The organism is Curtobacterium poinsettiae (genome assembly GCF_047226435.1).
Taxonomy (GTDB): domain Bacteria; phylum Actinomycetota; class Actinomycetes; order Actinomycetales; family Microbacteriaceae; genus Curtobacterium; species Curtobacterium poinsettiae.
The window spans coordinates 584,822-600,396 of record NZ_CP178434.1 but is presented as its reverse complement, the minus strand read 5'-3'; the positions used below and the strand labels follow the sequence as shown (position 1 = coordinate 600,396).

Genomic DNA, 15,575 nt, shown 5'->3' with positions numbered 1-15,575 from the left:
GCGAGTCGGGCTGGGTAGGGTGATCGGGTGCGAATCCTCGTCCTCGGTTCCGGTGCCCGCGAGCACGCGATCATCACGGCCCTGCTCGCTGAGCATGCCGGTCACGTCATCACGGCAGCGCCCGGCAACGCCGGCATCGCGGCCGACGTCGAGACCGTCTCCCTCGACCCCACCAACGGTGCGCTCGTCGCCGAGTACGCGATCGAGAACGACGTCGAGCTCGTCGTCGTGGGCCCCGAGGCCCCGCTCATCGCCGGCGTGGCCGACCCGGTGCGCACCCGCGGCATCCCGGTGTTCGGCCCGGGCAAGGCCGCGGCCCAGCTCGAGGGCTCCAAGGCGTTCGCCAAGCGGATCATGGGCGAGGCCGGTGTGCCCACCGGGCGTCCGGTCTACGCCGGCACCGTGGACGAAGCCGTCGGCGCCATCGACGAGCTCGGCGCACCGTACGTGGTCAAGGCCGACGGGCTCGCCGCCGGCAAGGGCGTGCTCGTCACCGACGACCGCCAGGCCGCGATCGACCACGCCACCTACTGGCTCCAGCACGGCCACGTCGTGGTCGAGGAGTTCCTCGACGGCGAAGAAGTCTCCTTGTTCTTCCTGAGCGACGGCCACGACGTGCGTGCGCTCAGCCCCGCGCAGGACTACAAGCGCCTGGCCGACGGCGACCTCGGCCCGAACACGGGCGGCATGGGCGCGTACTCGCCGCTGCCCTGGCTCGCCGACCGCTGGCCGTCCGAGCAGGCCTTCGTCGACGAGGTCACCGAGCTCGTGGCCCTGCCGACGGTCCGCCGGCTCGAGCACGAGGGCACGCCGTTCGTCGGGCTCCTGTACTGCGGCCTCATCGTCACCGAGCAGGGCGTCCGCGTGATCGAGTTCAACGCGCGGTTCGGCGACCCGGAGACGCAGGTCGTGCTCCCCCGCCTGGCGACCCCGCTCAGCGAACTCCTGCTCGCCGCAGCCACCGGGCAGCTCGGCGCCGTCCCCGCTCCCGTGTTCCGCGACGACGTCGCCGTGACCGTCGTCCTGGCGAGCGAGGGCTACCCGGAGAACCCGCAGACCGGCCGACCGATCACCGGCATCGACGATGCGAACGCCCGTGACGGCGTCTCCGTCGCGCACGCTGCCACCGGCGTCCTCGACGACACGCTCATTGCCACAGGGGGCCGGGTGCTCAGCGTGGTCGCGACGGGGTCCGACTTCGCCCAGGCCCGCGAGCGTGCCTACGCCGGGCTCGGCGACATCACGCTCGACGGCGCGCAGTTCCGCACCGACATCGCCGCGAAGGTCGCCCGGTGACCGCCCCCGCGCCGATCGCCGGCTGGCGGCACGTCTCGTCCGGCAAGGTCCGCGAGCTCTACGTGCCCGAGGGAACCGCCGACCTGTCGAGCGCATCCGAGTTGCTGCTCGTCGCCTCGGACCGGGTCAGCGCGTACGACTTCGCGCTCGAGCCGCCGATCCCCGGCAAGGGCGAGCTGCTGACCCGTCTGTCGCGCTTCTGGTTCACCCAGCTCAGCGACGTCCCGAACCACATCATCGGCCCGTCCTCCGGTGGCACGCCGGTGCCCGCCGACGTCGAGGCACGGTCGATGCACGTCATGCCGCTCACGATGTTCCCCGTCGAGTGCGTGGTGCGCGGGTACCTGGTCGGCAGCGGCTGGGCCGAGTACCAGGAGAGCGGCAGCGTCTGTGGCGTCGCGCTCCCCGCCGGGCTGTCGAACGGCGACCGCCTGCCGGAGCCGATCTACACGCCGGCGTACAAGGCGGCCCAGGGCGAGCACGACGAGAACATCTCGTACGAGCAGACCGTCGACCTGGTCGGTGCCGAGACCGCGGCGACCCTGCGCGAGCTCTCGCTGCACGTCTACACCGAGGCCGCGGCCATCGCGCTGGACCGCGACGTCGTCATCGCGGACACCAAGTTCGAGTTCGGGCAGGACGCCACCGGTCGGATCCGCATCGCGGACGAGGTCCTGACGAGCGACTCCAGCCGCTACTGGGACGCCAGATCCGCCGACCGCACCGATTCGTTCGACAAGCAGATCGTGCGGGACTGGCTCAGCGCCAACTGGGACCGCCAGGGCACGCCGCCGGTGCTCCCGGACCAGATCGTCGAGCGCACGGCTGCGCGCTACGCCGAGCTGATCGAGCGTCTCGGGGCCTGACGTCGCACCCGGCCGGCGTCCGGCTCCGGTCACGACACCCCGCTCACGTCTGGCGAACGGTCACAAAGCGTCGCCCGACGCCCCGCCAACCGACAGTTCGCGACCACTCGGCGGCACGTACACGACGTGTTGCGACCACCCGCCCCGCGCCGCCTGATGCCTGGCGCCCGGCCGACCGGCGGTCACGACACCCCGCTCAGGTCTGGCGAACGGTCACGAACCGTCGCCCGACGCCCCGCCAACCAACAGTTCGCGACCACTCGGCAGCACGCACACGACGTGTCGCGACCACCCGCCCCGCGCCGCCTGATGCCTGGCGCCCGGCCGACCGGCGGTCACGACACCCCGCTCAGGTCTGGCGAACGGTCACGAAGCGTCGCCCGAAGCCCCGCCAGCCGACAGTTCGCGACCACTCGGCGGCACGCACGCGACGTGTCGCGACCACACGCCGCGCGACCGGCCGACGAGTCAGCCGACGGTTCGTGACCGCTCAGGCTTCCACGGCGTCGCGCGCCACCACGACGACGGTCAGGTCGTCGCCCGGGTCGTGCTCGACGACGCGGGCTCGCACCCGCTGCAGGAACGTCTCGACGTCCGCGGACTCCCGGTACAGCGATCCGAGTTCGGACAGCGCCGCGAGCGTCGAGTCCCAGAGCTCGAGCGCGCCGTCGGTCACGACGATGAGCACCTCACCCGGCCGGAGCACGAGCGACCCGGCCGCGCGGGGCATCCCGGTGGGGTGCAACCCGATCGGCAGGTCCGACGACCGCAGGATCCGCTCGGCACCGTCGTCGCGGAGCTGCAGCACGAGCCCGTGCCCGGCATCGGCGAAGTCGAGTCGCCCGGTGGACGGGGTCAGCCGCCCGTGGAACATCGTCGCGAAGGACTCTGCGCGGCTGAGTTCGGGCGCGACCTGCACCTCGAGTTCGGCGAGCGCGACGCACGGGTCCTGGTCGCCGCGGGCGAGCAGCCCACCGCGGATGTTCGCCGCGAGGAGCCCGGCGGACATCCCCTTGCCCATGACGTCCGACACGGTGAGGTGGATCGAGTCCTCGCCGGAGCGGTGCCAGTCGTGGAAGTCGCCGGAGACGAGGCCGTGCGGGATCGACACCCCCGTGATCCGGTACCCGGGGACCTGCACCTCGGCCGGCTGCAGACCGTTGAGCACGGTGCGCAGTCGGTCCTCGTCCGCACCGGTGAGCAGTTCACGCTCCGCCCAGACGCCGAGTTCCTGCAGCAGTTCGAGCTCGTCGGGGTCCAGGGTTCGCGGCTCGGGGTCGATCAGGCAGAGGGTGCCGATCTTCAGGTCGTCGTCGGGGGCGCGGAGTCCGACGCCGGCGTAGAACCGGACGTTCGGGTCGCCGAGCACCATCGGCAGGTCGGCGTACCGGTCGTCCAGTCGGGCATCGGCGACGACCACGGGGCCCTGCTCGCCCAGGGTCCGGCCGCAGAACGTGTCCTGCAGCGGGATGACGGGGCCGAAGACCGCGTCGCTCTGCTGCGACTTGATCGTCAGGGTGTTCTCGCCGGCCAGGTTGAGGAACGAGCCGGAGACCCCGAGGGCCTCGCGTGCGATCCGGGTGATCCGTTCGAACCGTTCCTCGACGCCGCCGTCGACCACGTCGAGCGCCGCGATCAGGGCCGCTCGCCGGACCGCATCGGCCCCGGTCGGCGCGGGCACGGACATCGCGGTTTCCGGCTGCATGCGTCCACGGTAACGCGCCGAACGGACAGTGCCTGGCCCCAGTCCGGAGGGCGCAGGAGCGTGGGCGGAGCGCACTGGAGCGAGCGAGCATCGGCGTACGCTGGTCGTCGTGCTCCGAGTCGTCCCCGCAACCGTCCTCGGCGTGGCCGCGCTCCTGGCCCTCGCCGGCTGCGGCGCCCACGACTCCACCGGCCAGGTGTCGGTCACGGTCTCGTCGAACGCCGCCGACCGCCCCTACGAGGTCAAGGTGTTCGCCTCGACCGGCAAGCTCTCCGAGCACCAGCGGGTGTTCCCGGGCGGGACGGCCGACTTCGCAGGTGTCCCGCTCGGCCAGGTCACCGTCCGCGCCGGCGACCTCTGCCCCCAGACGACCAAGGTCTCCAACGGCACGGTCGCGACGGTCACCCTGACGACGACGGGCTGCTGACCCCGTCACCCCGACGACGGCCCGCTGACCCCGTCACCCCGACGACGGCCCGCTGACCCCGCCCGTCACCTCGACGACGGCCCGCTGGCCCCCTCCGCCACCAGGTGCTCCACCCGCGGTTCACCCGCGATCTCGTGCACGGCCCGCAGGGTCCGGGCATCGTCACCGGTCTGCCGGACCTCGTGCTGGTCGACGTGCTCCTGCCACGACCCCACTCGGAACGCCTCGACCCAGGCGTCCGGCCCGGTCGCCCGGTCCCGGTACAGGTTCCAGTCACGGGCGCCGGTCCGGCGTCGGCTCCGCCCGAGCCGTTCGGCCCGCGCCCGGAACTCGTCGACCGCGCCCGCCGGGACCGTCCAGTGCAGCAGCACGAGGGTCTCCCCCGTTGCAGCGCTGTGGTCGTCCGGCACGAACACCTGGTCGCCGAACGGCATCGGCGTCACGGCCCGTTGCCGGTCGGTGAGCACCGGGAACCCGGACACGAGCAGCAGGGCGGCACTGAGCGCGGTGAGGACTCCGGCCCCGGCGAGCACGCCCGTCACCCCGAGGGGTGTGGCGACGGCACCGGCGAGCGCCGCCCCGATCGCCGTGCAGCCGAAGAGCACCAGCTGGTAGGCGGCGAGCCCTCGGGTCCGCACCCACGCGGGCAGGAACGCCTGCACCGTGCCGTTCAGCGTCGTCACCACGGCGATCCACGCCACCCCGCCGACCAGGAGCGCGACGAGCACGACCGCCAGCACCGGGACGAGCGCGACGACCGTGGTGCAGACCCCGAACACGACGGAGGCGGTGCCGACCGTGCGGCCGATCCCGAGCCGTGCGCGGACCGCGGGCATCACGAACGCCCCGCCGACCGAACCGGTTCCGACGGCGGCGAGCAGCAGGCCGTACCCGCCGGACGACAGCCCGAGCGACCCGTCGGCGACGAGCGGCAGGAGTGCCCACAGCGCGTTCGCGGGCACCATGAAGACCGCGAGCTGCACCAGCAACCGGCGGACGACCGCCGCGTGCAGGACGTACCGCAGGCCGGCGCGGGTCGCGTCGATGAACGGTTCGGCCCGGGTCTCGGGCCGCTGGTAGCCGCGCCAGGCGACGAGCACCACCAGGAAGAGCGCGAACGACAGCGCGTTGGCCGCGAACACGAACGGCACGCCGAGCTGCGCGATCACCACGCCGGCGAGCGCCGGTCCGATCGCACGGGCGACGTTGACCCCGACGGAACTCAGCGCGGCGGCGTCGGTGATGGCGGCACGTGGCACGATCTCGGGTACGAGTGCCTGGTACGCGGGCAGCTGGAGCGCCGAGGCCGTGCCGAGCAGGAACGTCACGGTGAGCAGGAGCGCCGGGGTCATGTCGCCGGTCGCGGTCAGCACGGTCATCACGACGCCGACGACCACCTGGAACGCCTGCACGCCGATGAGCAGGCGTCGCCGGTCGACGAACTCGCCGATCACCCCGGCGGGGATCCCGACCAGCAGTACCGGCAGGCTCGATGCGGTCTGCACGAGGGCGACGACGACGGGTGCGGCGTGCTCGTCGACGAGCAGCCACTGCGCCCCGACGGTCTGCATCCAGCTGCCGATGTTGCTCACCAGCACCGCGATCCACAGGGCGCGGAAGACCGGTATCGCGAGCGGCGCCAGGGCGCCGCCGCGGGGTGCGTCGGTGGTGCGGTCCGTGGTCACGTCGCCTCCTGGGGTGGAACCGGGACTGTCTGGAGGCGCGGTGCGCGTCGGGCGCACACCGCGCCTCCAGGCCGTGGTCGCGTCACACGCGCACCGTGGCGACCAGGACGCACGGTCCGGGCGCCGTCACGCCCGGCGCGGCAACTGCGGGCAGGATAGCCGGAATCCGCAAAGTACGGGAGGGCCAGGCTCCGCGGGTTCGGTCAACGGACGAACCGGACCGAGCCGGGCCGAGCCGGCCCCGATCCGGGATCACCGCGTCGGTCGACCCGTGCCCAGGGCGCCCCGTTCGATGGTCTGGTGCGGCTGCTCCCCGAAGCGATCCCGGTAGTACGCCGCGAACCGACCCAGGTGACGGAACCGCCACCGCCGCGCGACCTCGCTGACGAGCAGCGCGCGGGCACCCGGGCGCCCCAGCTCCAGGTGCACCCGGTCGAGTCGGACCTCGCGCAGGTACTCCATGGGGGTGACGCCGAGCCGACGGCGGAACAGGTCCTGCAGCCCGCGCTCGCTCAGGTCGCAGGCTGCCGCGACGTCCGCCACGGTCAGCACCTGGTCGGCGTGGTCGTGGACGAAGCCGATCGCCCGCCGCATCCGGTCCGCGACGTCCGATCGTGACCGGGTGAAGGTCGACAGGACGACGGTCGCGATCCGTCGGTTCAGGGCCGCACGGTCGTCGACGGGCAGGGCGGGGTCGAGGATGCGCCCGGAGACCTCACGCAGCAGTGCCCGCAGTGGTTCGAGCGCGGGGTCGGCCGCGTCCGGCTGCCGGAACACCCAGGACTCCCCCGTGTCACCGAGCAGCGACGGCGACAGGTGCAGCAGCGTCGTGGCGGTCGCGTCGGTCTCGAAGCCGTACGCAGACGATGCCGAGAGCATCATCGGCCGCTCCGCCCCGACCTCCCAGTGCTCGCCGTCGTCCGCGGTCAGGCTGGCCCGGCCGTCGGCGAGCCAGAACACGACGTGGTCGGGGCGCGGACCGATCGTGCCGGACCGCTTGCCCGGGGTCGCGATCCGGTGGATCGACAGGTCGTCGTCGCCGCCGGTCTCGTACCCGAATCCCTGGTCGTCCGTGGTCACGGCGACGGGACCCGGTCCCACTCGTCGCCGTACCGGGACAGCACCGACCACCGCGAGATCGGCCACGTCGTCACGAAGGCGCGCCCCACGACGTCGTCGACCGGCACGGTGCCGTGCACCCGCGAGTCGGCGGAGTCGTACCGGTTGTCGCCCATCACCCAGATGCGCCCCTTCGGCACGGTGACCTCGAAGTCCTTGCCGACGACGCGGTTCGACCCGCGTTCGAGCACGACGTAGGGCTCGTCGACCGCGTGCCCGTTCACCGACAGCCGGCCCCGGGTGTCACAGCACGACACCGTGTCACCCGGCAGGCCGATGACCCGCTTGATCAGGTCGTCGCCCTGGCCCATGCCGAGCCAGCCGCCCGGGTCGTGGAACACCACGACGTCACCGCGCTGCAGCGGGACGACCCCGGGCACGAGCTCGTTGACGAGCACCCGGTCCCCGATGAGCAGCGTGTTCTGCATCGAGCCGGAGGGGATGGAGAACGCGCGGACCAGGTAGGCCTTGACCAGGAAGGACGCCAGGAGCGCCACGACGACGATGATGACGAGGTCGCGCAGGAACCGCAGACCGCCGCGCTTCGGGTCGGTCTCGGCGGTGGGTCCGGAGTCGGGTCCGGCGTCGGGGTGCGTGCCACTCAATGCGTCAGCACCACCTTGACGAGGCCGATCACGAACGCCACCGCGGCGAGCACGATCCCGCCCCACAGTCCGAGGAACGTCGGCTGCTTCCCGCTGAACCGCTGCATGAACACCCCCACCAGACCGATGCGCACGACCAGGATCACGGTCGCCGCGATCTGCGCCCACTCGGCCGGCAGCCAGCCGATCCAGGCCGCGGCATAGAGGACCGCCGGGATCAGCCCGGAGGTCGCGATCGGGTTGGCGTTCCGGACGATCGTCGCGACGGACTCGCGGCGGGCAGCACGCTCGGCGGCTGATCCTTCGCCGTCGTCGCCCAGGCCGTGCGCGACCAGGTGCGCGAGCACGTGCGCCAGGTACGTCAGCACCGCGGTCGCCAGCACGGTCGCCACCGCGGCGCCGTGGTGGATCTGCTCCGGGTCCACCGCGATCGCGACGGCCAGCACCGTGATGTTGCCGTAGATGTAGGACGACATCCGGTCGCGCACGTGCTCGAGTGGCAGGTCGCGGGGGTCCGGGCGACCGCCGCGGGGTCCGCGCCCCGGTCGCGAGGGCCGTCGTGTTCGTGGCATCCGTCCATCTTGGCCCCCGCGGTCGGCCGTCCGCCGACAGGACACCGGGTGCGATGGCCACACGGGTGGCCGGTTCCGGCAGACTGGGTGCCGATCGGCGCGACGGAGCGCCGGACAGGGCCCCACGAGCCGGTTCCGACACGCTACGGAGCTTGCGGAGTAGCGTGTCGGCCGAGGGAGAGGGAGAGGAACGGATGACGTCCGCACGACCACTCGCCCTGGTGACCGGCGTGGGCCGCAGAGCCGGCATCGGCGCGGCACTCGCGACCCGACTGGCAACAGACGGATGGGACCTCGCCATCTCGTGGTGGGGGCCCTACGACGACCGCGTGAGCGGCGGGGCGGACCCGGACGGGGTCGAGTCGGTGGTGCAGGAGTGCGAGGCGGCGGGAGCACGGGTGACGCGCCTCCCGGTCGACCTGGAGGACCCGGAGCAGGCGGCCGCACTCGTCGGCCGCGCCGAGACGGAAGCCGGCGCCCCCGTGTCCGCCCTCGTCATGTCGCACTGCGAGTCCGTCGACTCCGACTTCCGCACCACGACCGTCGAGTCGTGGGACCGCCACTTCGCCGTGAACGCGCGCGCACCGTTCCTGCTCGTGCAGGCCTACGCGGCCGGGCTCGAGCGCGCCGGTGACGCCGCCCCGCGCGACCGACGCCGGATCGTCGCACTGACGAGCGACCACATCGCGTACAACCTGCCGTACGGGGCGTCGAAGGGGGCGCTCGACCGGATCGTGTTCGGTGCCGCGAAGGAGCTCGGCAGCCTCGGGGTGAGCGCCAACGTGGTGAACCCCGGGCCGAACGACACCGGCTGGATGTCCGACGAGGTCAAGGGGTGGGCCGTCGAGGGCACGCCGCTCGGCCGGCTCGGACGCCCGTCGGACACCGCGGCGCTCGTCGGGTTCCTCTGCTCGGAGCAGGGTGCGTGGGTGAACGGCCAGCTGCTGAAGTCGGACGGCGGGATCTCGAACAGCGCTTGACGCACCGGATTGGTTGACGCGTCATCGAATTGGTTGACGCGTCAACCAAATGGGCGCACACTTGGTGCATGCAAACGCACGAACTCCTCGCCGCCGACACCGGGATGGGCGCCGTCACACTCCGCGTCGCGGACCTGGACGCGATGATCCGGTACTACCGCGACGGCGTCCGGCTGTCGCTGCTCTCCCACGACGGCGGCGTCGCCGTGCTGGGTCGCGGCAGGACGCCGATCGTGATCCTCGAGCACGCCCCCGCGATGCAGCACGCCGGCCCGCGCGAGGCCGGACTGTTCCACACGGCGATCCTGTTCGACACCCGGGCCGACCTGGCCGCCGCGCTGTACTCGGTCGCCACGCAGTACCCGGCGTCCTTCACCGGCAGCGCCGACCACCTGGTGAGCAACGCGTTCTACTTCACCGACCCCGAGGGCAACGGCGTCGAGCTGTACTGGGACCGCGACCGCACCGAGTGGTCGTGGACGCACGGCGTGATCGACATGGACACGAAGTACGTCGACCCGAACGCGTTCCTGCAGTCCCACCTGACCGAGGACGCCCTGGACACCGCCGCGGCACGCCCGGGCAAGGTCGGCCACGTGCACCTGTCCGTCGGCGACGTCGCCACCGCGCGCTCGTTCTACGTCGACACGCTCGGCTTCGAGACCACCGCGGGGTTCGGCGAGGCGCTGTTCGTCAGCGCCGGCGGCTACCACCACCACATGGCGATGAACACCTGGAACTCCCGCGGCGCCGGGCGACGACAGCAGGCCCTCGGGCTGGGCCTCGTCCGCATCGAGGTCCCCGCCGTCGACGACCTCGGCGCGCTGACCGAACGCATGCGGCACGGCGGCGTGGAGCTCGCCGACGACGGCCGGACCGTGGCGTTCGACGACCCCTGGGCGAACCGCATCGAGGTGACGACGCCCGGTCGCGGCTGATGTGTCGCGACACTTCGCGCTGACCGACACCCCACGCCCGCCCGGACCCGCGAGGTGTCGCCCAGCGCGAAACCTCCCCACACCGGCCGCCGGACCGGCAGGATGGACCCGTGACTGACGACATCCGGTGGGAGGTGGTCGAGGAGAGCACGCTGTCGCTCCCCGACCACGAAGCGATCGCGGCGCTGCTCGGGCAGGCCTTCCCCGACTGGTCGCACTGGTACGTGGGCGGCCGGAGCTGGTCCGGCATGCAGCCGGAACGCCGCGTGCTCGCGCACGACGCCGACGGGGTCGTCCTGGCCCACGTCGGCATCCGCCGCATGTTCGTCACCGTCGGCGGGCAGGACGTCCTGGTCGGCGACACCGGCCTGGTCGCCGTGTCACCCCGGCTGCAGGGCACCGGCGTCGGCCGTGAGCTCATGACCCGGACCCACGCGGTCCTCGACGGGCTGCAGGTGCCGTACGGGTTCCTCGGGGCCGGCGAGGACCGGATCCCCTTCTACGCGAAGCTCGGCTGGCACGAGTTCCCCGAGGCCGTCGGCACCTTCTCGGCGTTCACCGCCGAGGGCGCCGGCGTCAGCAACACCGAACAGGGCGGCTGGATGGCGCTGCCGGTGGCAGCGCAGCTCGAGGAGTGGCCGACGGGCCCGATCTGGCTGAACGGCCAGCAGGTCTAGCCACAACGACCGACGGACGGGAGGCCCGGTACCAGCTGGTACCGGGCCTCCCGTCCGCTCGTTGCGGCCTGGGCTTACGCCTCGACCGCGACCTTCTCGGGGTTCTCGTTCGAGCCGGGCGCGCTCGGCGCGACCGCGGCGCGCACGCGCGCACCCAGGTCGGCGTCGACGTTCGTCCAGTAGGCGAACACGCGCTCGCGCAGGTCGTCGCGCGTCACCTTCGAGACGTGACCGGCGATGTTGCCGACCAGGCGCTCACGGGCGGCGTCGTCCAGGACCTCGCGGACGAGCGTGCCGGCCTGACCGAAGTCGTCGTCCTCCGGGTGCAGGGTCGCGGCGGAACGCTGCAGCGCGCCGTCGGACTCCCAGCCCGGGGCGTCGTCGGTCGCGGTCGGGTCGGCGTGCGCACCACCGAGGGAGTTCGGCGCGTACACCGGCACCTCGGACTTCTGGAAGTCGAAGCGCATACCGCCGTCCTTCGAGTACGAGTGGACCTCGTTCTTCGGGGCGTTCACGGGCAGCTGGGCGTGGTTCGTGCCGACGCGGTAGCGGTGGGCGTCCGCGTAGCTGAAGATGCGCGCGAGGAGCATCTTGTCGGGGCTCGCCGCGATGCCGGGCACGAAGTTCGAGGGGGCGAAGGTCGCCTGCTCGATCTGCGCGAAGTAGTTCTCCGGGTTGCGGTTGAGCTCCATCGTGCCGACCTCGATGAGCGGGTAGTCCGCGTGCGGCCACACCTTCGTCAGGTCGAACGGGTTGAAGCGGTAGGTCGCGGCGTCCTCGTAGGGCATGACCTGCACCTTGAGGGTCCAGCGCGGGAAGTCCTCACGCTCGATCGCGGCGTGCAGGTCACGGATGTGGAAGTCCGCGTCCTCACCGGCGATGCGGTCGGCGTCCTCCTGCGTCAGGGTCTTGTGGCCCTGCTCGGTGATGAAGTGGTACTTCACCCAGAAGCGCTCGCCGTCGGCGTTGATCCACTGGTAGGTGTGCGAGCCGAAGCCGTCCATCTCACGCCAGCTCGCCGGCAGACCGCGGTCGCCCATCAGCCACGTGACCTGGTGCGCCGACTCGGGCGACAGGGTCCAGAAGTCCCACTGCATGTCGTGGTCGCGCAGGTGCGAGCCGGGCAGACGCTTCTGCGAACGGATGAAGTCCGGGAACTTGATGCCGTCGCGGATGAAGAACACCGGGGTGTTGTTGCCGACGAGGTCGTAGTTGCCCTCGGACGTGTAGAACTTCAGCGCGAAGCCGCGGGGGTCGCGCCAGGTGTCGGGCGAGCCCTGCTCACCGGCGACGCTCGAGAACCGGGCGAGCATCTCGGTGGTCTGCCCGGGCTGCAGGAACGCGGCACGGGTGAAGCGCGAGACGTCCTGCGTGACGGTGAAGGTGCCGAAGGCGCCGCCGCCCTTGGCGTGCACGACACGCTCCGGGATGCGCTCACGGTTGAACTGGGCGAGCTTCTCGACCAGGTAGTGGTCGTGCAGCGCGAGGGGGCCGTCGGCCCCGACGCCCATCGAGTGCTCGTCGCTCGAGACGGGTGCGCCGCTGTTGGTCGTTGTGGTCGGGGTGCCGGTCGGCGTGTTCTGGTCGGACACGGTTCCTCCTGGGGTGGGACTTGGTTCGGTCAGGGGTGCTCGGGTGGCTCGGGGTCCGGCGCGTCGTGGCGCCGGTGCGGTGGGGCGGTCGCCGTCAGGCGGGCGTGGGGGCGTCTGCGTCGTCGCGCTCTGCCGCTGCGCAGCGGTCGCAGATGCCCCAGTAGGTGACCTCGGCGGTGGTGACCGCGAAGCCGTGGGTCTCGGACGGTGTCAGGCAGGGCGAGTGGCCGACCGCGCAGTCGACGTCCTCGATCGCGCCGCACAGCGTGCAGACGATGTGGTGGTGGTTGTCACCGGTCCGGCGCTCGTAGCGCGCGGGGCTGCCTGCCGGTTCGATGCGGCGGACGAGCCCGACGCCGGTCAGGGCGTTCAACACCCCGTAGACGGCCTGGTGACTGGTGGTCGGCAGCTCGGCGGCGAGCGCGACGACGATGTCATCCGCGGTGGCGTGCGGCATCGAGTCCGTCGCGCGGAGCACGGCGAGGCGCGGGGTCGTGACCCGGAGCCCCGACGTGCGGAGCAGATCGGCGTCGGCATCCATGCTGAGCCTTTCTTTTGCAGGAATCAAGACAACACGTCCACTGTACACGAGCTGTTGCTGCTGGCCAGCGAGGTGACGCATGCCGCTACCGGAATACGAAGTGTCACGATCCGGTCGCGATCAGCTGGAACGACACTGGACCGACCGTTCCGCACGCTAACGTCCGGACATGTCCACGAGCCAAGGTCTGCCTGAACAGGCGAACAGCAGAGCGGACGTCCGGGGGATCATCGCGAAGCGGGACCTGGTCGTCGACCTCATCCGGACGGCCTGCGTCGTCCTCGTCGTCATCGTGCACGTCACGATGGTCGGCGTCGCCGCCGATGCCCAGGGGGTGCGGGTGACGAGCCCGCTGCAGGAACTCCCCTGGTACGTCGCCGCCACCTGGGTCGGGCAGGTGATGCCGCTGTTCTTCGTGGTCGGCGGGTTCGCGAGCGCCGTCGGCTGGCGCAGCACCGTCGCCCGTGGTGCGCCGAGCCCCGCCCGCGACTACCTGGCCACCCGCCTGGTGCGGCTGTTCCGGCCCGCGGTACCCCTGTTCGTGTTCCTCGCGCTCGGGCTCGGGGTCGCGACGGCCGCGGGCACGCCGCCGGCGCTGCTGGCCGAGGTCGCGTTCGGCATCGGGTCGCCGCTCTGGTTCCTGGCCGCCTACGGCATCACCCAGTGCTGCGTCCCCGTGATGATGCGCCTGCACGAGCGAGCACCCTGGGCCACCCTCGCCGTGCTGCTCGTGCTCGCCGCGGTGGTCGACGCCGTCCGCCTGGCCACCGGGGTCGCCGAGGTCGGGCTGCTCAACCTGGGACCGGTGTGGCTCTTCGCGCAGCAGCTCGGGTTCCTCTGGGCCGACGGGTGGTTCGCGCGCCGGTCGAAGGTGCTCCTGCTGGCCATCGCGGTCGCCGCCTACGCCGTGCTCGTGCCGATGACCTCGGTCGGGCTGTGGGCGCCGGACATGCTGCAGGACCTGAACCCGCCGATGCTGCCGCTGGCGTTCCTGGCGATCGCGCAGGCGTGCCTGGTCCAGCTCGTGCACGCGCCGCTCACCCGGCTGATGCGCACCCGTGCCGCGCTCGGGGCCGTGTTCGTGCTCGGCCGCGACGGCATGACGATCTACCTGTGGCACCTGCCGCTGTTCATCGCGCTGAACGGCATCGCCCTGCTCGTCGGGGTGCCGTTCCCGGCGCCGGGCTCCGGCCCGTGGTGGGCGTCCCGGATCGTCGCGCTGGTCGTGGTGCTCGCAGTCGCCCTCGGGGTGGCTCGTGCCCTTCGCTGGTTCGACCGGCCGCTCCCCCGCCTGCTGCCGTCGGCGGACCGTCCGGCCTGGCCGGTCGTCGCCGTCGCGGCCCTCTGCACCATCGGCCCGGCGTTCCTCGTGATGCAGCTGCACCTGTCGTTCGGTGTCGCGCTCGTCGGAGCCGTGGCCGTTCCGGTGGGCGTCTGGCTGCTGTCGCGGACCGTCCCGGCACGCGGAGTCGCCCGGATCTGAACCGGTTCTCACCGTCCCGGGGGCACGCCGGACCCCCGGCGCACCCCGGGCGGACGGAGGATGGCTCCGGCGGAACGACGGACGAGTCCGCCTGATCCCCAGGAGGCTCCCCACGCCGTCGACACCCGAGTTCTGGAGCACCTGGCGGTTCGACCCCCTGGCGGCGGTGCTCCTCGTCGTCGCCGCGCTCGCCTACGGCCGCTGGGTCGTCGGAGCGGTCCGACGAGGTGCCCGGTGGCCGTGGTGGCGCACGCTCGCCTTCGTCACGGCGCTCGTGCTGTTCGGCGTCCTGCAGTTCGGCATCGTCGGCGTCGACGACGAGCGGTTGCGCTGGGCGTTCGTCCTGCGCGCCGCCCTGCTGTTCTTCGCGGTCCCCACCTTCGCCGCGCTCGGTGCGCCCGTCGCACTGCTCCGGATCGGAGGCCCGGCTCGCCTCGCGCAGGCCGCCGACGCCGTCATGGGGTCACGTCCGGTGCGTCTGCTCGGCAACGCGATCGTCGCCCCGCTGGTCGCGCTGGCGCTGTTCGCCGTCCTGCTCACCCCGTTCTCGAGCGTGATCCGGGAGTCCCCCGTCTGGGCCGCCGTCATCACCGTGACCGTGCCGGCGCTCGGGTTCGGCCTGCTCGCGCCGCTGTCCGAGGTCGGTGTGCTCGTCTCGTCGACGTTCGCCACGGCCGAGTTCCTGCTGGCGTTCGTCGAGCTCGTCGTCGACGCGGTGCCGGGCATCGTGCTGCGGATCACGAACCACGTGCTCGACGGGTCCCTCGTGCCCGTGGTCGGACGGGCCTGGTACCCGTCCCCGCTGCAGGACCAGCACCTGGCGGGCGACCTGCTGTGGTTCATCGCCGAGGTGGCGGACATCCCCGTGCTCGTCGCGCTGTTCATCCGGTGGCAGCGGACCGACCGCCGCGAGGCCCGGGACGTCGACGCCCTGACCGACGAGCAGATGGATGAGCTCACCCGGGCGCACCTGCAGCGCCGCAGCTGACGGGCGGGGGTGCGTCCCCGACACGAGTGAGCAGAAGAAGTCGAGTACCCGGAGGTGACTCGACTTCTTCTGCTCACTCGTTGGGCGCCGAAGCGCTCGTG

Annotated in this window: 15 protein-coding genes; 8 read left to right on the top strand and 7 right to left on the bottom strand. The window is 72.1% G+C overall.

Annotated features, from left to right (window positions below):
• Positions 1–27 precede the first annotated feature (27 nt).
• The gene (gene purD / locus ACL00U_RS02895) at positions 28–1,296 is read left to right on the top strand and encodes a phosphoribosylamine--glycine ligase (RefSeq protein ID WP_017886255.1); all 1,269 of its coding nucleotides are present in this window, start codon (positions 28–30) and stop codon (positions 1,294–1,296) included.
• Positions 1,293–2,162, top strand: coding sequence for a phosphoribosylaminoimidazolesuccinocarboxamide synthase (locus tag ACL00U_RS02890; RefSeq protein WP_140448323.1), 870 nt, complete (start codon positions 1,293–1,295; stop codon positions 2,160–2,162). Before purD ends, ACL00U_RS02890 begins: the two co-directional genes overlap by 4 nt.
• Positions 2,163–2,652: 490 nt before the next feature.
• Here ACL00U_RS02890 and ACL00U_RS02885 read toward each other — a convergent pair whose 3' ends face one another.
• Positions 2,653–3,867 (bottom strand): PP2C family protein-serine/threonine phosphatase, encoded by a 1,215-nt coding sequence (locus ACL00U_RS02885; RefSeq protein WP_071250456.1) that lies wholly within the window; start codon positions 3,865–3,867, stop codon positions 2,653–2,655.
• A gap of 109 nt (positions 3,868–3,976) precedes the next feature.
• On the opposite strand from ACL00U_RS02885, the gene ACL00U_RS02880 reads away from it, so the two are divergent.
• A complete protein-coding gene (locus tag ACL00U_RS02880) occupies positions 3,977–4,294 on the top strand; it encodes a hypothetical protein (RefSeq protein ID WP_017886258.1) in 318 nt (105 codons plus the stop codon).
• Between the two features lie 65 nt (positions 4,295–4,359).
• Here ACL00U_RS02880 and ACL00U_RS02875 read toward each other — a convergent pair whose 3' ends face one another.
• The 4 genes from ACL00U_RS02875 to ACL00U_RS02860 form a co-directional block, all read right to left on the bottom strand.
• Positions 4,360–5,979, bottom strand: a complete 1,620-nt coding sequence (locus tag ACL00U_RS02875; protein WP_161598091.1) for an MFS transporter — start codon at positions 5,977–5,979, stop codon at positions 4,360–4,362.
• A 252-nt stretch (positions 5,980–6,231) separates the two neighbouring features.
• Complete coding sequence (locus ACL00U_RS02870; protein ID WP_412873790.1) at positions 6,232–7,059, bottom strand: helix-turn-helix transcriptional regulator; 828 nt, start codon at positions 7,057–7,059, stop codon at positions 6,232–6,234.
• On the bottom strand, positions 7,056–7,703 hold the full coding sequence (gene lepB, locus ACL00U_RS02865; protein WP_263137118.1) for a signal peptidase I: 648 nt from the start codon (positions 7,701–7,703) through the stop codon (positions 7,056–7,058). Before lepB ends, ACL00U_RS02870 begins: the two co-directional genes overlap by 4 nt.
• Positions 7,700–8,275, bottom strand: coding sequence for a hypothetical protein (locus ACL00U_RS02860; RefSeq protein ID WP_139179626.1), 576 nt, complete (start codon positions 8,273–8,275; stop codon positions 7,700–7,702). Before ACL00U_RS02860 ends, lepB begins: the two co-directional genes overlap by 4 nt.
• A 194-nt stretch (positions 8,276–8,469) precedes the next feature.
• On the opposite strand from ACL00U_RS02860, the gene ACL00U_RS02855 reads away from it, so the two are divergent.
• The 3 genes from ACL00U_RS02855 (at position 8,470) to ACL00U_RS02845 (ending at position 10,870) form a co-directional block, all read left to right on the top strand.
• Positions 8,470–9,255 carry an SDR family oxidoreductase gene (locus ACL00U_RS02855; protein WP_042539098.1) on the top strand — a complete coding sequence of 262 codons (786 nt, stop codon included), beginning with the start codon at positions 8,470–8,472 and terminating at the stop codon, positions 9,253–9,255.
• 68 nt (positions 9,256–9,323) lie between these two features.
• Positions 9,324–10,193, top strand: coding sequence for a VOC family protein (locus ACL00U_RS02850; RefSeq protein ID WP_214532703.1), 870 nt, complete (start codon positions 9,324–9,326; stop codon positions 10,191–10,193).
• Between the two features lie 110 nt (positions 10,194–10,303).
• Complete coding sequence (locus tag ACL00U_RS02845; protein ID WP_412873789.1) at positions 10,304–10,870, top strand: GNAT family N-acetyltransferase; 567 nt, start codon at positions 10,304–10,306, stop codon at positions 10,868–10,870.
• Positions 10,871–10,944: 74 nt separating this feature from the next.
• Here ACL00U_RS02845 and ACL00U_RS02840 read toward each other — a convergent pair whose 3' ends face one another.
• Positions 10,945–12,462: a catalase gene (locus ACL00U_RS02840; RefSeq protein ID WP_412873788.1), complete on the bottom strand. Its 1,518-nt coding sequence runs from the start codon at positions 12,460–12,462 to the stop codon at positions 10,945–10,947.
• Positions 12,463–12,556: 94 nt separating this feature from the next.
• On the bottom strand, positions 12,557–13,003 hold the full coding sequence (locus ACL00U_RS02835; protein ID WP_017886267.1) for a Fur family transcriptional regulator: 447 nt from the start codon (positions 13,001–13,003) through the stop codon (positions 12,557–12,559).
• 169 nt (positions 13,004–13,172) lie between these two features.
• Here ACL00U_RS02835 and ACL00U_RS02830 point away from each other — a divergent pair, with 169 nt between their 5' ends.
• A complete protein-coding gene (locus tag ACL00U_RS02830) occupies positions 13,173–14,486 on the top strand; it encodes an acyltransferase family protein (protein WP_412873787.1) in 1,314 nt (437 codons plus the stop codon).
• Positions 14,487–14,652: 166 nt separating this feature from the next.
• Positions 14,653–15,474, top strand: coding sequence for a cytochrome c oxidase assembly protein (locus ACL00U_RS02825; RefSeq protein ID WP_017886269.1), 822 nt, complete (start codon positions 14,653–14,655; stop codon positions 15,472–15,474).
• Positions 15,475–15,575: the final 101 nt, after the last annotated feature.

What these genes read in the sequence shown, in the direction of transcription:
- ACL00U_RS02850 (WP_214532703.1), top strand. Translation starts at nt 9,324, where the DNA reads ATGCAAACGCACGAACTCCTCGCCGCCGACACCGGGATGGGCGCCGTC.
- ACL00U_RS02855 (WP_042539098.1), top strand. Translation starts at nt 8,470, where the DNA reads ATGACGTCCGCACGACCACTCGCCCTGGTGACCGGCGTGGGCCGCAGA.
- ACL00U_RS02860 (WP_139179626.1), bottom strand. Translation starts at nt 8,275, where the DNA reads ATGCCACGAACACGACGGCCCTCGCGACCGGGGCGCGGACCCCGCGGC.
- ACL00U_RS02830 (WP_412873787.1), top strand. Translation starts at nt 13,173, where the DNA reads ATGTCCACGAGCCAAGGTCTGCCTGAACAGGCGAACAGCAGAGCGGAC.
- ACL00U_RS02885 (WP_071250456.1), bottom strand. Translation starts at nt 3,867, where the DNA reads ATGCAGCCGGAAACCGCGATGTCCGTGCCCGCGCCGACCGGGGCCGAT.
- ACL00U_RS02835 (WP_017886267.1), bottom strand. Translation starts at nt 13,003, where the DNA reads ATGGATGCCGACGCCGATCTGCTCCGCACGTCGGGGCTCCGGGTCACG.